General features: G+C 71.4%; 9 protein-coding genes and 5 pseudogenes. 10 read left to right on the top strand and 4 right to left on the bottom strand.

What is annotated here, in order from left to right; all coding sequences use genetic code 11:
• Positions 1–443: 443 nt before the first annotated feature.
• The 3 genes and pseudogenes from QTQ03_RS09415 (at position 444) to QTQ03_RS30620 (ending at position 2073) form a co-directional block, all read left to right on the top strand.
• Positions 444–1240 (top strand): annotated as a pseudogene (locus QTQ03_RS09415) (transposase family protein).
• 204 nt (positions 1241–1444) lie between these two features.
• The gene (locus QTQ03_RS09410) at positions 1445–1693 is read left to right on the top strand and encodes a hypothetical protein (RefSeq protein ID WP_289277652.1); all 249 of its coding nucleotides are present in this window, start codon (positions 1445–1447) and stop codon (positions 1691–1693) included.
• A gap of 54 nt (positions 1694–1747) precedes the next feature.
• Positions 1748–2073, top strand: a pseudogene (locus tag QTQ03_RS30620) (hypothetical protein).
• A 19-nt stretch (positions 2074–2092) separates the two neighbouring features.
• Here QTQ03_RS30620 and QTQ03_RS09405 read toward each other — a convergent pair.
• Positions 2093–2272, bottom strand: a pseudogene (locus tag QTQ03_RS09405) (2'-5' RNA ligase family protein); the annotation flags it as partial.
• A 388-nt stretch (positions 2273–2660) separates the two neighbouring features.
• Here QTQ03_RS09405 and QTQ03_RS30615 point away from each other — a divergent pair.
• The 3 genes and pseudogenes from QTQ03_RS30615 to QTQ03_RS09395 form a co-directional block, all read left to right on the top strand.
• Positions 2661–3774: pseudogene (locus tag QTQ03_RS30615) on the top strand (PucR family transcriptional regulator ligand-binding domain-containing protein); the annotation flags it as partial.
• A 308-nt stretch (positions 3775–4082) separates the two neighbouring features.
• Positions 4083–4523, top strand: a pseudogene (locus QTQ03_RS30610) (PucR family transcriptional regulator); the annotation flags it as partial.
• A gap of 302 nt (positions 4524–4825) precedes the next feature.
• Complete coding sequence (locus QTQ03_RS09395; RefSeq protein ID WP_289277650.1) at positions 4826–5773, top strand: hypothetical protein; 948 nt, start codon at positions 4826–4828, stop codon at positions 5771–5773.
• Positions 5774–6070: 297 nt separating this feature from the next.
• Here the strand turns inward: QTQ03_RS09395 and QTQ03_RS09390 are convergent, their stop codons facing one another.
• Positions 6071–6685 (bottom strand): hypothetical protein, encoded by a 615-nt coding sequence (locus QTQ03_RS09390; protein ID WP_289277649.1) that lies wholly within the window; start codon positions 6683–6685, stop codon positions 6071–6073.
• A gap of 585 nt (positions 6686–7270) precedes the next feature.
• Between QTQ03_RS09390 and QTQ03_RS09385 the strand changes: the two genes are divergently transcribed.
• Positions 7271–8761, top strand: a complete 1491-nt coding sequence (locus tag QTQ03_RS09385; RefSeq protein ID WP_289277648.1) for an autotransporter outer membrane beta-barrel domain-containing protein — start codon at positions 7271–7273, stop codon at positions 8759–8761.
• 309 nt (positions 8762–9070) lie between these two features.
• On the opposite strand, the gene QTQ03_RS09380 is transcribed toward QTQ03_RS09385, so the two are convergent.
• The gene (locus tag QTQ03_RS09380) at positions 9071–10420 is read right to left on the bottom strand and encodes a MurL-like N-terminal domain-containing (RefSeq protein WP_289277647.1); all 1350 of its coding nucleotides are present in this window, start codon (positions 10418–10420) and stop codon (positions 9071–9073) included.
• Positions 10421–10505: 85 nt separating this feature from the next.
• Between QTQ03_RS09380 and murD the strand changes: the two genes are divergently transcribed.
• From murD to QTQ03_RS09365, 3 genes are all read left to right on the top strand, one after another.
• On the top strand, positions 10506–11858 hold the full coding sequence (murD, locus tag QTQ03_RS09375; RefSeq protein WP_289277646.1) for a UDP-N-acetylmuramoyl-L-alanine--D-glutamate ligase: 1353 nt from the start codon (positions 10506–10508) through the stop codon (positions 11856–11858).
• A gap of 243 nt (positions 11859–12101) precedes the next feature.
• A complete protein-coding gene (locus tag QTQ03_RS09370; protein WP_289277645.1) occupies positions 12102–13406 on the top strand; it encodes an aspartate aminotransferase family protein in 1305 nt (434 codons plus the stop codon).
• A complete protein-coding gene (locus tag QTQ03_RS09365; RefSeq protein ID WP_289277644.1) occupies positions 13403–14893 on the top strand; it encodes a CoA-acylating methylmalonate-semialdehyde dehydrogenase in 1491 nt (496 codons plus the stop codon). Before QTQ03_RS09370 ends, QTQ03_RS09365 begins: the two co-directional genes overlap by 4 nt.
• Here the strand turns inward: QTQ03_RS09365 and QTQ03_RS09360 are convergent.
• Positions 14865–16316, bottom strand: coding sequence for an acyltransferase family protein (locus QTQ03_RS09360; RefSeq protein WP_289277643.1), 1452 nt, complete (start codon positions 16314–16316; stop codon positions 14865–14867). The two genes, QTQ03_RS09365 and QTQ03_RS09360, sit on opposite strands and share 29 nt — an antisense overlap.
• Positions 16317–16393: the final 77 nt, after the last annotated feature.

The raw sequence follows: 16393 nt of genomic DNA, 5'->3' as shown, positions 1-16393 counted from the left end.
GCCCTGCAATTTATCACCGGCGAGGCATGAGGTATGCCCCCGCCTTATCGCCCTCCGGGAGCAGTAGTGGATAACTCCGGACTGAACGTGCGCTTTTGGTATGACACGACGTCTGATCTGCACCAAATTGCGGTCGACACCCTGTGATTCCTAACACACAAAATCCTGGCGGCTGCCCGGCGCCGGGAGTAACCGGCTTCTCGCGCGCGAGTTAGCAAAGGGCGACCCGAGAGTCCGTGCGCCTCGAATGCGCCCAGCACGTAGCTATGACATTGAGCCATGCCGCGCAACGGCCTGGTTGCTTTCCGTGGTCAATCGGGTGCCCCGAAAGTCCGAAACGCGCCACGTGATGGTGGCTACGTAGAAACGGCGCAGAACCCGGCAAGAAGGTGGCCTCACACAAGGGTCATGCGCCGACGATGGGTGTCACATAAGCCGCTGTCCTGCCCGTACGCGAGCACACCGTGGACGTGCTCACCGGCCTGCTCGCCACTGAACGAGTCCGCCGCGGCACACGTGCCGGTACCCGCGCTCTGGAATGCCGTGACCAGGCAATCCTGGTCCTGCGCTGGCTCCTCGACGGCACCCGCAAGCGGCAACTCGCCCGTTACAACCAGGTCAGCGCCTCGACCGGCTACGACTACCTGCACGAAGGGATCGATGTCCTCGCCACCCGATCGCCGAGCCTGCACGCAGCCCTGCTCGCCGCGAAGGCCGCCGGCAACGACCACGTGAACATCGACGGGATCCTCGTAGCGACCGACAGATGCAGAACGCCTGGTCCCACCGCCGGCGTCGACCTCTGGTGGTCCGGCAAACACGACAACCACGGCGGCGACATCCAAGTCGTCACCGTGCCCGACGGCTGGCCGATCTGGACCTCCGACGTTCGACCAGGCCGCGAACACGACACCACCGCCGCCCGCACCCACACCGAGATCATGCCCACCCTCACCGAAGCCGCAACCGACCTGCGCATCCTGGGCGACCTCGGCTACGAGGGACTGGCCGACACCGTCACCGTCGCGTTCAAGAGACCGAAGAACGTCCAGCTGACCCTCGCCCAGCAGCAGCTCAACAGGGCCAACAATCGTTTGCGCGCCATCGGCGAACGCGGAAACTCCCTGCTCAAGATGCCCTTCAAGGCCCTGCGTAACGTCAGCCTCAGCCCCTGGCAGATCGGAAGATCGTCGCCGCAGCCCTGGTCATCCTCCACATCGACCACGCCCGCACCACATGACAACCGTCAGTAGTGAGCTACTTTCATTCTGCGTAGCGGTTGGCTAGGTGGTGTGTTGGTTCCGCAACTGTCGGAATGGTGAAGAACAGAGACGGCGTGAGCCGGCTGCGGAGGTGAACCCGCTGGCCGCGCTGTCGGGGCCGCCCCTGTCCGGGGCGCTGGTGGGGGTGGCCCTGTCCACGTCCACCAGCCGGGCGCCCAGCCATGCCGACAGCCACCGCCGAGCAGCTACCGCAGCGAAAGCCCCGAGCGGCCCTCGCTGACGACATCAATCCGGATCGCCGGCTGAATCGAGCCCGTCACCCCGCCCTGGTGTCCGCGGAGGACCTGGAACACCTGCTGACGGGCGGGCGCGCCGTCGGCCGGGCCCGCGTCGCCCACCCCGTCCACGCGGACGACGACGCTCTCGTCGACTGTCTGGAGGCCCTACTCGCGACGCTCCGGGCGCTGTGATGGCCGACGACACCACGACGTGGGCCGGTTGGACAGTGGTGGCGGATCTCGACCATGCTGCGGGCACCATCCGCCGGCCCCGAACCGGAGCACCCTCGCTACCGCACCGAGAGCGTGCCACCGCACACGCCGCTACGGCCGACGTGGTCGTGCCGGGCGTGTGGCCATCCGTGGCCGTGCGCCCTCGCCCGCCTCCTGCCGAAGGCCGAATTCGACCGGAGCCATGTGACCCTGTCGATCTACCTCGTCGGCCTGATGCACGAGGCGATGCACGACCTCTATCCCCTGAACCCCCACGACGGACCGAGTCCGCGCGACCTGTTCGAGCGTTTCGTCGCCCGGGGCCCTACCGCCGACCTGCTGTGGAAATGCGGGAGTGAGTCGCCGGACGCCGGTGCGCTACCCCGCACCCGCCAGCGGCACGGCCGTGATCTGCTGCCGCCAGGCGTACGTGTTGCCGTCGCGCCGCAGCTCGACCAGGCTGACCGGGTCGATCCGGACCCTGACCGGTGGGATCGACCGCACGGCCGCCACTTGATCGATGACCGGCTCCGCGGCGGTGGGCCGACGGTTGTAGGCGGCAGGATCCCCGTCGACCCCGCCGGAGTTGTGCTCGGCCGTAGGCTTGCTGCCGTGGGAGACGTCCTGACGTTCGTAGCGTTCGCTGGCGGTTTCGCCGCCGTGTTGGGTGCGGTCGCGTGGCTGGGCACCCGCATACGTCGCCGAGGCATCGGCGGCGGACTCATGGGCCCGATCGATGAGATCTACAATCCGGGCGCTCACCGCTCCCGCCTGGAAATCCAGGTGCAGGAACAACGCATGGCGCCGATGCCGTCGCCTGATGACCGGTGGCGACGGATCCCCGGCGCCGCCGCGGGCCCGGACACCCTGCACCGATCTGCTGCACCCCCACCGCCGGAGGCCGGCGGGGCGAGCGATCGAGGTGGCGGGCGGTATCTTGGCGGCCGTGTTTCCCACCGTCCGTGAGGTCCTCGCGCTGGAGCCGGTGCGCCACGGTGCGCCGCGCCTGGTCGCCGGTGACGCCGGGTTGGACCGGCTGGTGCGGTGGGTGCACGTGGCGGAGGTGCCCGACATCGCCACCCTACTCGGCGGGGGCGAACTGGTGCTGACCACCGGGATCGGGCTGCCGGCCGACGACGCCGGGCTGCGGGCGTTCATCGGCGACCTGGCCGACGTCGGGGTGTCCGGCCTGGTGGTCGAGCTGGGCCGCCGGTATGTCGGCGGAGTGCCCCGGGTGATGGCCGCCGCCGCCGAGCGGCGCGGGCTACCCCTGGCCGAGCTGCGGCGTGCCACGCCGTTCGTGCGGATCACCGAGGCCGTGCACGCGTTGATCGTCGACGCCCAGCTGACCGAGCTGCGGGCCACCGAGGAAATCCACCAGCGCTTTACCGAGCTGTCGGTGGAGGGCGCCGACCCGGGTGAGGTGGTCCGGCAGGCGGCCGAACTGTCCGGCTGCCCGGTGGTGCTGGAGAACCTGTCCCGGCAGGTGCTCGCGTACGATCCGGCTGGGGAGAGCGCCGAACTGCTGCTCGACGGCTGGGAGCAGCACTCGCGCCGGATCCGGCCGGCCGGGCGGACCGCGTACGACGTGGACAGCGGCTGGTTGGTCACCGTGGTCGGCGCCCGGGGGCAGGACTGGGGGCGGCTGCTGCTGCGCTGGCCCGGCGACGGCGAGTTGACCACGGGGGCGACGCGGCGACCGGCGGACGTTCCGGGCGAGGGCGACCCGCCGGTGGGCGGGCCGGCCGCGGGCGGGCCGGTGGTGGCGGACGCCCGCACGGGCGGGGCCGAGGCCGGCGCGCCGGCGACGAGGCGTGGTCGCCCGGACACCCCGCCGACCCGGCTGACGATCCTGGTGGAACGGGCGGCGTCGACCCTGGCGCTGGGCCGGCTCATCCGCCGTGACGCGGAGGGCCTGGAACGGCAGCTGCACCGCACCCTGCTCACCGCCCTGCTCGACCACGCCCACCCGGTGGACGAGGTGGCGCTGCGGGCCCGGGCCCTCGGCGTGCTGCTGGAACGCCGGCACCTGGTGGGCGTGGTGGTCCGATACCGCGGCGACGACCCGGCCGTCGAGGGCGGCCCGGGTGACGGCGGCCTCGCGGCGGCCAACCCGGCGGCCGGGCCGGCCCGGCTGCGGGACCTCGCCGAGGCGGTCGGCCACGCGTTGCGGGACGCCAGGTTGACGGCGTTGACCAGTGCGCTCGACGACCACGCGGTGGGTGCCCTGCTCGCGCTGCCGGACGCGGCGGCCGAGCAGCGGGCGTTGACCGCCTTCGCCGCGGCGCTGCGACGCGTCCGCCCCGACGCGTTCGTACCGCGACCGATCGAGGCCGCGCGGGCGGCCGGCACGCCGGTCAGCGCGCTCGTCGTCGCTGCCGGCTCCGGTGTGGACAGCCTGCGGGAGGCGCGGCGCTCCCTGGTCGAGGCGCGGCAGATCGCCGATGCCGCCCGCCGGGACCGCCGAGACCTGCCGATCTTCCGGCTGCCGCACGTCGGGCTCGCCGGCCTGCTGCACCTGCTGCGGGACGAGCCACGCCTGCAGATCTTCGTCGAGCGGGAGCTGGGCGCCCTCCTGGCGTACGACGCGCAGCATCCCCGGGAGCGATTGCTCGGCACCCTTCGGGCATACCTGGAGCAGGGCCGGAACAAGTCGGCGGGCGCGGCGGCGGCGCACCTGTCCCGCCCGGCGTTCTACGAGCGCCTGGCCCGGATCGGCCGGGTCCTTGACGTCGACCTCGACTCGGTCGACGCCTGCCTGTCGTTGCACGTGGCTCTGCTCGCCCTGGACGCCATCCGCACCCCGTGACGCTCACCCGTACGGCCCAGGTTGACCACGAGCGAGGCCGGTCCGGCGGGCGAGCCGATCCTGCTCGCGGTCCACTGGTATCTGCGTTACGGCCTGTCGCGTGCTCCCGGAGCGGTAGAACGGTGACCAATCGGGTGGCGTTGCCGAGGAAGCCGTCGAGTAGGACCGGGACCTCGGAGTCACGACGGAGCGCGAGGTAGCGGTCGTCCGGCTTCGTGGACGGGTGACCGGGTCGTTGGTCGGGGCGTGTGTCGTGAGTGGGGAACCCGCGGAGATCGAGGCACGAGACAGGGAGAGTCACGTTGAGCGAAATCATGATCGACAGCGCCCGGCGCGCGGGTGGACCGCCAGGCGACGGGAGCGGTGTCGGGCTGGCCGCCCCGCCGCGCTCCGGTCGGCAGGTGACGGCCCGCGTCCTGCTGGGCTGGCTGCCCCCGGACCGGGCCGAGGAGCTCCTCGCGTCGGCCCCGAACGTTCCGTCGCTTCCCGCGGAGCGGCGGAGCATGCTGCTTCGGGCCCGTGAAGCGGTAGCGGCCCGCGCGCCTGGCGTGGACCAGTCCGACCTGCTGTCGGAGCCGCCAGTGGGATTGGCGGACCACATCTCCCGGCTGCGCGCGACAGCCGCCGGCGCGGAGAAGCTGCAGCGTGGTTGCCGGGTCCGCATGGTCGACCTGAGCCGGGTGGTGGCCCACCAGCCACACGTGTTCAGCGACGTGGCCGACGGCCACATCGCGAATGTGGACACGGAAAGCCCACGTGCCGTCGCCGAGTTGACCCTCCCCGTCGAGCCACCGGATGCCGCTGCGGAGGCAGCTTTCACGCAGCACTACGACGAGCAGCGGCGCATCTACACCTTCACGTCCACGAATCCGAACCTGAAGGTGCTGGGCAACATCTCGGCACCGCTGCGCGGCGCCAGCGGCGTGGGGGGTTTCGGCTTCGCGGTCGGCACCGGGGTCTCGTTCGTGGAGGTGGCCCGCTGTCAGGGGCGCTACGTTCTCCGGGACGGCTACCACCGTGCCGCCGCACTGCTGCGGCGGGGAGTCAGCAGGGTGCCCGCACTGGTACGGGACTCCGACGGCTACGAGCCCTCGCCGTCGGGCATGATCCCGCTGGCAACCGTGCTGGGGCCGCGGCCCCCGCTGCTGGGCGACTACCACGACGACCTGGTGTCGGTGACCGTGCTCCGTCCCGGGTACCGGCGGGTGATCGTGATCCAGGGCCTGGAGTTGTCCGTGCTCGACGGCTGAGCGGACCCCGGCGCGTCCGAACGCCTGCCCGTCGAGCCCTCACCGGTGCACACCGACGGCCTGCTACGGCAGAGCTCGCCGAAGGAGCCGATCTGTCCGTCCACCGTCTCGAGACGTGGCCCTTGTCGCCGACCAACTCGACCGACGCGCGCGCAAGCGCTCGGCTGGGGTTTCCCAGCCGAGCGCTTGCATCAACCCACTCACGGCCTGATCAAACACAACCGGTGTTGCGACGACCCTGGAACCCGCGGGCTGCGGACGCGGAGCCGCCCGTTGCCCGGGTTTCCGCGGCACCGGCTACGGCAAAGCGACCCATGGCTGTTGGAACACCTTGAACCATTGGGTGTTCCAGGTGAAGTCGTCCCCATCGACCTCGCCTTCGGTCTGGAACACCGTGCCGTTGGTGGTGATCAGTTCGGCGTACGCGGTGGATTCATCTACGGTGATGGAGACCGCGCAGGCGCCCTTGGGGAAACCGGGGAGGACGCTGAGGTCGACCCACGTGAAGCCCTGGCCATTTGCTTCGCCCTTGTCCTGCTCGCCCACCAGGACCTTCCCGCCCTTGGCGACGATGTTGAACTGGCGGTCTTCAGCTCCAGATCCATCGTTTTGTTGGAACACGGAGTCGATGTCGATGCACGTGTCCTTCCTGTGATCGTCCTTCCGTTCGGCCTTGTGATCGCCGATCGACTCTTTCCCGTAGCCGCCCGTGAACCCGTCCCCGGGGTCGCCTTTCCAGCCGTTGCCGTGATCGCCCTCCTGCTCGGTGGAGGCGATCGGCTCGGACGTGGCGAAAGCCGGGGCGGCGGCATGGACCGACACCGCGCCCAGGACGGCTGTTCCGGCGATCACCATCCCCACCGTGGTGCGGGGTAGTGGACCCAGTCGAGAACGCTTACCTGCCTGCTTCATCTACGTGCTCCTCTCCAACAAAATAGCTAGACCGCACAGGTGCGTTCAGAACTATCGTCGCTTCTCCGGGCGGGTTCTCACATTCCAGTGAGGATCCCTCGAAAGCGTGGAGGCCAGGCCAGTAGGTTTCCGAGAAGCCTTCACTATGGGTGGCGTGTCTCGGTCTTGACCCATGATCACCGGTCCATAGTGGTCGCGTTTCACGTGGGCGTCGCTACCCCTTGGACCTGACCGATGCTCGGTGGGCACTGGTTGGGCAGCCGCCGCGCCCCGGTGATCGGCCGGAGAATCGATGTCGGTTCGTGGTTCGTGACCAGGCAGCCGGCATCGCAGCGGACCCATGTCCGCTACATCCGCAGATCGCGCAGTTATGACCACGGTGCCACCCTTCTGGGTGATAAGGCGACCATCGGATCGTTAGATCTGTTCACGTAGTTAGTGTCAGGTTGGGCGGTTGGTTGGACCGTTCATGTTTCGGGACTCCGGAACACCAGGCGAACCAGATCGGGGGCACCCAGATGAGCAGGCAACACGATCAGCCCGGCCGCGCCGAGGCGCTGACGCCCGGGAAGTCACCGGGCCGGGGTGGCGGGGGTCGGGGTGTTGGCCCTGGGTACGGTGGCGGGGGCGGCCGGCCCGTGGGGGCTGCCCGCGCTGTCCGCCGGCGACGCCCCACGATCGGTGGCGGTGGCCGCCGGTGGTCAGGTGGCCGTCGGCGACCAGCAGGCGGTGACCGTGTCGGCCGGTGCCGCCGGGGCGCTGTGGCGGGAGATGGGTGGCGGCTACTGGGGTGGTGACTGGGGGGTGGCCGGTGACCCCGGCTGGCCCACCGACACCCACGACGACCACCACGAAGACAAGGGCGACGAAACCGACAACGGCGAGCACGACCACGACGACCGCAAGGGCGACGGCAAGAAATACGACGGCCAGAGATACGGCGGGAAGAAGGGTGGCACGGTGATCCGGGTGCCGTGCAACGCGGAGAAGCTCCAGGCCGCGGTCACCCTGTTGAACGCGGGTTCGGGTGGTGTGGTGAGCCTGGCCGAGAAGTGCACCTACTCGGTCACGGTGTCCCAGGACGACAACGCCTTCCCGGTGATCACCACGACCATCACGGTGAAGGGTAACGGGGCGAAGATCGTACGGCCGGCGAGCGCGGGCGAGTTCCGGTTCTTCGAGGTCGGCGCCGGCGGCAACCTGACCCTGACCCAGCTCACCCTGACCGGCGGCCGACCCCCCACCAACCAGGGCGGCGGGGCGATCCGCGTCGACACCAGCGGGCAACTACGCCTGGACAAGACCACCCTGACCAAGAACACCACCCAGGGCGCGGGCGGCGGCGGGGCGATCTCTTCCAACGAGGGCATCGTCAAGGTCACCCGCAGTACTCTCAGTCGCAACGTCGCCGCTGGCGAGGGTGGCGCCATCTCCAACGACGCGGGCACACTGTCGATCACCAGGTCCAACCTGACCGACAACACCTCCGACAACGACGGTGGCGGCCTCTACAACGACGGCACCGCGACGATCACCTACAGTGTGATCGGCAACAATGTGGCCGGACTGGACGGCGGCGGACTGCTGGCGTCGGGGACGATGACCACCGTCTCCCACAGTGCCATCACCGGAAACACCGCCAACAGCAGCGAGGGCGGCGGCGTCGAGGTCGACAGCACCCTCATCGTGCGGCACACGACCATCAGCAACAACACGGTCAACGGAGAGGGCGGCGGCATCGATACCGACGGTGGCACCGCCACCGTGGAAGACAGCAAGATCGTCAACAACACCGCGGGCGGCAACGGCGGCGGCATCAACGCCGATGACGACGTGTTCGTCACCCGTACCCTCATCGCCGCCAACAACGCCGTCGGCGACGGCGGCGGCGTCTACGTCGACGCGGGTAACACGGTGGCCCTCACCGACACGAAGATCACCAAGAACGTCGCCGGCGGTGACGGTGGAGGAGTGTTCAACGACGGCACGGTCACCGTGGCCGGCAAGACCCTCATCACCAACAACAGGCCGAACAACTGCGCCGGCGCCAACGCCGTCCCGGACTGCTTCGCCTGACCAACACCCGCACCACGGAGTGGGGGCGCCCGACCACCGGGGCGCCCCCACCCTCACCGGGGCGCCCCCACCCTCACCGGGGCGTTGCCGCGCCACCGCCCTCGAGTGACTCGAGAACGGTCACCATCAGTGGAGACGCCGACCGCACCACATGCGACCAAGTATGTGGCGCGGTCGGGTCAGCTCGTCCGACCCCCGGTGCCGTGACTGTTCGCCGGAACGGCGTCCGGCGGGCGGCGAGGCCCTGGCGCGACCGCCGCGGGCACGACCACGCAAGGTGCGGGAAACACCGATCAGCGTGGCCCCCGGTCAGGTGAGGGTGTCCAGGGATTTCGCGTAGCCGGTGGGAACGTGGGAGGGGCCACCCGGGGTGAAGACGTCCGAGGTGGCCGCGGCGGGCCAGGCGGTCTCCGGCACGGCGTCGACCAGGGCGCGGACCACCGGGGCGGCACGCCACCGGTCCTGCTCGGCGAGCAGGCTGAGCGCCACCAACGACTCCTCGACCTCGCCGACACACTCGAACGGCTTGTGCCCGTCCACGCCGAGCAACTCCCGGTAACCGGGCAGCTGCGCCGGGTCTTCGAGCAGATTCCCGCCGAAGATGCGCGTGACTCGCTCGCGCGGCATGAAGGGTGCCAGGGCGAGGAAGACGAACCGACACTTCGGGCAGTTCCGGCACCAGCGCTCGCTCGCGCCGCGTAGCTTGAACGCCGCGTTGCAACTGGTCACCACGTCGTCGTACCGGTCGACGGTGGCGAACAACCGGGCGATGTGCAGCTCCGACAGCGGGCGCAGCAGGGAGAAGTACGGATCGGTGAGCCCGGCGTGCTCGGCGAGTGCCGCCCGCAGCAGCCCCTCGGCCTCGACACCCTTGGACCACTGGTGGTTGATCTCGTGACCGTTCCAGACCAGGTTCGGATCCGAGGCCGAGCGCTCGTTGGACATCACCACCGGGCCGAGCCCGTTCAGCACGGCAGTGGCGACCGCGATCAGCGAGTTGATCGCGGTGACCGGGATGTGACCGTTGAGCGCACCGTTATCGTTCAGGTCGAACAGCACCGGGTCGATCCGCCGCCGCGCGGCCAGCGCCGGCAGCCCCGACGCCACGTTCACCGACTCGATCACCCGGTTCGGGTTGACCGAGAACGGCACCGGGTCGAAACCACCCCGGCGCAGCGCCTCCAGGCTGACGATCGAGTCCTTGCCGCCGCCGACCGCCGACAGCGGTCGCCGGCCGTAGGTGTCGTACCCGACCGCCGGTGTGACCTCGCCGGCCGGCACCTCGGGCCGCAACTCCAGCACGTGCGGCAGCGCGTTGCGGTACGCGTACTCCCCGAGGCCCCTGGTGTAGACGGCCGTGACCAGCTCGACGGCTGCCGCCCCCAGCGGCGCCGGCAGCACCAGCCGGCGCGGCGCGGCGGTCTTGTAGTAGCTGACGCCCGCGACCACGTGCAGGAGCTCCAGAACCCGCCCCAGGGTGGCCACCACCTCGTCCGGCGGCGGCGCGTCGGGCAGCGGGAGGGTGACCACCTCGGTGAAGCGCTGCCCGCCGTCGGGCCCGGTCAGGGCGTAGTCGAACAACACCTCCCCGGTGGAGAGGTCGATGGAGTAGGACGGGAAGGTGAAGGCGTCCATCCGCCGAAGCTGCTCGTTGGGCACACGCCATACTAGGCCCTGGTTCGTCCGCCGTGCCCGAGTGCGCCGGACCCCGCCCGTCGACCGACAACGACCCGGAGGAGAGCCCGTGCGCCTGTCTGACCTGCGCGGACGCAAAGTCGCCGTCTGGGGCGCCGGCCGGGAGGGCCGCGCCGCGGTGACCGCGATCGCCGCGCACGGCCCGGCGGACCTGGTCGCGGTCGTCGACGACAGCGGCTCGTCTCTCAGCCTGCCCTGGGACGGTCCGCTCGCGGAGGCGGCGCCACTGGTCACCGGCGAGGCGGGCTTCGACCGGCTGGCCGCCGCCGACGTGGTGGTCCGCTCGCCCGGGGTGCCGAACACACATCCGTGGCGGGCCGAGCTGCGTGGGCGGGGCGTACCGGTCACCCAGGGCACCGCCCTGTGGATGGCCGACCACGCGGAACGCACCGTGGGCGTCACCGGGAGCAAGGGCAAGAGCACCACGTCCAGCCTGATCAGCCACCTGCTCGCCGCGGTGGACCAACCCAACGTCTTCGGCGGCAACATCGGCGTGCCGACCCTGGACCTGCCGGAGGCCGGACTGTACGTGCTGGAGCTGTCCAGCTACCAGTGCAGCGACCTGGTCGACTCACCCCGGGTCGCCGTGGTGACCGCGCTCTTCCCCGAGCACCTGGACGCGCACGGCGGCGAGCGGGAGTACTACCGGGACAAGCTCAACCTGCTGGCGCACGGCCCGGAGACGGTCGTCGTCAACGGCGCCGACCCGCGGCTCGCCGCCGAGCTCGGTGACCGGGCCGCGGTTCGTGCCGGCGCCCCGGACACCACCCACGTGGCGACCGGCCCGGACGGAACGCCCTGGTTCCACCTCGGCGACCGGTCCCTCTTCCCGCGAACGACGCTGCCGCTGGTCGGCCGGCACAACGAGGGCAACCTCTGCGTGGCGCTCGCCGTGCTCGACGCGCTCGGTATCGACGTGGTCGCCCGCCGGGACACCCTCGCGGTGGCGGTCGCCGGGTTCCAGGGCCTCGCCCACCGGCTCACCGAGATCGTCGACCCGTCCGGGCTCACCTTCGTCGACGACACGCTCGCCACCAGCCCGTACGCGGCCATGCACGCGATCGACGCGTACGACGGACGGCCGCTGACGGTGATCGTCGGCGGCAGCGACCGGGGGCTGGACTACACCCCGTTGCGGGAACACCTGGCCGAGCGGGAGCTGACCGTCATCGGCATCCCGGACAGCGGGCCGCGCATCGTGGCCGCGCTGGACGGGCTGCCGAAGGTGCGCGGCGAGGTGGTCGACGACCTGGTCGACGCGGTCCGGCTGGCGCGCGAGACCACCCCGGCGGGCGGGGTGGTGCTGCTGTCGCCGGCCGCGCCGAGCTACGGGCGGTTCCGCAACTTCGAGCACCGCTCCGAGGTGTTCGCCCAGGCGGTCCGGGACACCGCCGTCGGCTGAAACGCACCCGGGCCGGTCGGCGTCCGGTGTGGAATCCGTTGACGTGCTGCCCAGCACCCGGGGCCGGTCGGCGTCCGGCGTGGATCCGGTGACGTGCTGACCGACACCCGCGCCGGTCGGCGTCCGGCGTGGATCCGGTGACGTGCTGTCAGGCCGCCGGGGTCGTGCGCCGCACAGTGACAGTTGTCCCTCGCGTGGCCGGATGAGACCGTGCGGTAACCGCGACCGCTGAGAGGTGCCACGATGACCGCCGACAACCTGCTGGCCCGGCACCGGGCCGTACTCCCGTCCTGGATGCCGCTGTACTACGCCGAGCCGATCGAACTCGTCGCCGGCTCGGGTCGTCGGGTCACCGACGCGCAGGGCCGCACCTACCTGGACTTCTTCGGCGGTGTGCTGACCAACATGATCGGCTACGACATCCCGGAGATCCGCGAGGCGGTGGAGCGGCAGCTGCGGACCGGCATCGTACACACCTCGACCCTCTATGTGATCCGGCAGCAGGTGGAGCTGGCCGAGAAGGTGGCCCGGCTCTCCGGCATCCCGGACGCGCGGGTCTTCTTCACCAACTCCGGCACCGAGGCCAACGAGGCGGCACTGCTGATGGCCACCAACCGCCGCCGCTCGCACCAGATCCTCGCCGTGCGCAACAGCTACCACGGCCGGTCGTACGCGGCGATGGGCGTCACCGGCAACCGGGGCTGGTCGGCCAGCCCGCTGAACCCGTTGCAGGTGGCCTGGCTGCACTCCGGCGAGCGGCTGCGCGGCCTGCTCGCCCGGCTGCCCGAGGCGGACCAGGTCGACGCGGCGGTGGAGGACCTGCGTGAGGTGCTCGCCACGCAGACCGCCGGCGACGTGGCCTGCCTGATCGCCGAGCCGATCCAGGGCGTCGGCGGGTTCGTGCACGGCCCGGACGGGCTCCTCGCCGCCTGGAAGAAGGTGCTCGACGAGCACGGCATCCTGCTCGTCTCCGACGAGGTGCAGACCGGCTGGGGCCGCACCGGCGAGCACCGCTGGGGCTACCAGGCCCACGGGGTGACGCCGGACCTGCTCACCTTCGCCAAGGGCATCGGCAACGGTTTCGCCCTGGCCGGGGTGGTCGGCCGGGCCGAGGTGGTCGAGTCGGTGCCGGCGATCAGCTTCTCCACCTTCGGCGGCAACCCGGTCTCCACCGCAGCCGGCAACGCCGTCCTGGACTACCTGCTCGACCACGACCTACAGGCCAACGCCGCCCGCACCGGGGCGATCCTCGCCGACGGCCTGCGTGCCGGGGTGGGCGACCTCCCGGCGGTCGCCGAGATACGCGGCAAGGGGCTGATGCTCGGCGTCGAGCTCGTGCGGCCGGGCACCGGCGAGCCCGATCCGGCGCTGACCAACCGGGTCTTCGAGGCGTGCCGGGCCGGGGGGCTGCTCGCCGGCAAGGGCGGCCTGTACGGCAACGTGCTGCGGATGGGACCGCCGCTCACGCTGACCGAGGACGAGGCCCGTGAGGGCCTGGCCATCCTGGTCGACGCGATCCGCTCGTGCGCCGCCGAGGTGACGGCGTGAACCTGATCGGGCACTTCGTCGACGGGAAACGGTTCTCCGGCGCGTGCACCCGGCGGGGGGATGTCTTCGACCCGGCCAGCGGAGCGCGGACCGGCCAGGTCGAACTGGCCTGCGCCGCGGACGTCGCGGTCGCCGTGGAGGCCGCCGGGTGCGCCGCGCGGACCTGGCGGGACGCCTCCCTGGCGAGGCGGACGGCCGTGCTGTTCGCCTTCCGCGAGCTGGTCCACGCGAGGCGGGACCGGCTCGCCGAGGTGATCACCGCCGAGCACGGCAAGGTGCTCGCCGACGCCGCCGGTGAGGTGCAGCGCGGCCTGGAGGTCATCGAGTACGCCTGCGGCATCCCGTCGGCGTTGCGCGGCGGGTTCAGTGCGAACGTCTCCACCGAGGTCGACTCGTACAGTCTCCGGCAGCCGCTGGGCGTGGTCGCGGTGATCAGCCCGTTCAACTTCCCGGTGATGGTGCCACTGTGGTTCGTCCCGGTCGCGGTGGCCGCCGGCAACGCGGTGGTGCTCAAGCCCAGCGAGCGGGACCCGAGTGCCGCGCTGCTGCTGGCCGAGTGGTTCGTCGAGGCCGGCCTGCCCGACGGGGTGTTCAACGTGGTCAACGGCGACAAGGAGGCCGTCGACGCGCTGCTGGACCACCCGGTGGTGCGGGCGGTGTCGTTCGTCGGCTCCACCCCGGTCGCCCGGTACGTCCACCAGCGCGGGTCGGCCGCGGGCAAGCGGGTGCAGGCGCTGGGCGGCGCGAAGAACCACATGGTGGTGCTGCCCGACGCCGACCTGGACCTGGCCGCCGACGCCGCGGTGAACTCCGGGTTCGGGTCGGCGGGGGAGCGGTGCATGGCGATCTCCGCGCTGGTCGCGGTCGAACCGGTCGCCGACGCCCTGGTTGCGAAGATCACCGAGCGGGTGGCGGGGCTGCGCACCGGCGACGGCCGGCGGGGCTGCGACATGGGCCCGCTGGTCACCGCCGCGCACGCCGAGCGGGTCCGGTCGTACGTGGCGGCCGGCGTGGCGGCCGGAGCGGTGCCGGTGGTCGACGGGCGGGACGTGCGGCCCGACGGCGAGCCGGGCGGCTTCTGGCTCGGCCCGACGCTGTTCGACCGGGTCACTCCGAACATGTCGATCTACACCGACGAGATCTTCGGGCCGGTGCTGTCCGTGCTCCGCGTCGGCTCGTACGCCGAGGCGGTGGACCTGGTGAACGCCAGCCCGTACGGCAACGGTACGGCGATCTTCACCAACGACGGTGGTGCCGCCCGGCGCTACCAGCACGAGGTGGAGGTCGGCATGGTCGGGATCAACGTGCCGATCCCGGTTCCGATGGCCTACTACTCCTTCGGCGGCTGGAAGTCCTCCCTCTTCGGCGACCTGCACGCGCACGGCGAGGACGGGGTGCGGTTCTTCACCCGGGGCAAGGTGGTCACCAGCCGCTGGCTGGACCCGCGTCACGGCGGGGTCAACCTCGGCTTCCCCACCCAGACCTGAGCAGCCGCAGGATGCCGGCCCCGGCCAGGTACGCCACCAGCGCCGGGACGGGCAGCCCGAGCGGCTCCGCGTCCGTGGGTGCCACGACCGCGTTGTCGACCAGCGCGAACACCACGGCGGTGAAGCCGGCGACGGTGAGCGCGGGCCGCCACGGGGCACCGCCAGCCGACTCGGCGGCCGGTGGCCGGCCGGTGCGGGCCTCCACCGGGCCGAAGACGGCGACGAGGGCGGCCAGTATCACCGTCAGCATCAGCACCCACGGGATCCGCCAGGCCAGCCACGCGGCGGAGCCGGCCGCGGGGGTCGGCAGCAGGCCCACCGCGTCCAGCGCCCCGATCAGGAGGATCGTGGCGCTCAGGTGCCACAGGAAGACGGTCAGCACGACGGAGTTGACCGCGATCACCGCCATCCAGGGGCGGTCGCGGCGCAGCCAGCGACCGGCGGGGCCACGCAGCAGCACGATCAGCCCGACCTGCGCGGTGGCCACCGCGAGCAGCGCCAGGCTGGGCGGCGCGGCGTTGTTCAGCGGCTCGCCCGGCACGTTGATCATGGTGACCGGGTACGGACCCGGCCCGGTGAGCAGCACCGTCACCGCGGTTCCGCCGAGCATGGCGGTCCAGCCGGCGCGCCGGGACAACGGGAGCCGCGGGGACCGGAGACCGGCCGACCGGACCGACGGCGGCGGTCCGCCGGGGTCGCCGCGCGGCGCCGGTGGCGCGTCGGGCGTTGGCGCCGCCCGGCCGCCCGCTCCCGGTGGCCGCAGCCCTTCGGCGTGGACGTCGTACCAGGCGAAGCCGAGCTGGTGCACGGCCAGCCACCCGAACAGGTAGTTCGACAGGGCCGAGGCGTCCGAGCCGAGCAGACGCCCCAGGTCGCCCACCGCCACCAGGAAGGCCAGCACCACTGGTACGCGCAGCCCGTAGCGCCGGTGCAGCCCGTACATCAGTGGGGTCAGCGGCACCACGGCCAGATACGCGGCGAGAAACCACACCGGGATGGTGGCGGACCAGACGACCGTCCGGATCAGCGACGGGTCGGCGCCGAGGACTCGGGCGACCAGGGCCGCGGTGGCGAGCACGATGATCAGCACGGTGGTCGGCCGCAGCAGCCGAGCGCTGCGACCGAGCAGCCAGCCGGTGGCGTCACCGCCCCGGCTGCGGTGGGCGGTCAGCGAGGCGGCGTTGGCGTAGCCGCCGACCAGGAAGAAGACCGGCATGACCTGGAACGCCCAGGTCAGCGGGTACGCCCAGGACAGGTCGGGCAGCGCGGAACGCCCGGTCGGCTGGCCGGCGGCGTCGTGCCCGATGGCGGTGACCGTCCAGTGACCGAGAACGACCAGGATGATGGCGAGCGCCCGCAGCAGGTCGACGTAGCGGTTCCGACTCGGCGGTGTGGCGTCGGCGAGCCGGCGTAGTCGGCCCATAGCGGTCAGCCTAGGCGACCGCGGCGGTGGCCTGTCGGTCTTCGGGCGACGCACCACCCACGCCGTCCACCGCCGGC

This window comes from Micromonospora sp. WMMA1363, assembly GCF_030345795.1.
Taxonomy (GTDB): Bacteria; Actinomycetota; Actinomycetes; order Mycobacteriales; family Micromonosporaceae; genus Micromonospora.
Note: the sequence above shows the minus strand (reverse complement) of the source record. Positions and strands in the feature narration are given on the sequence as shown.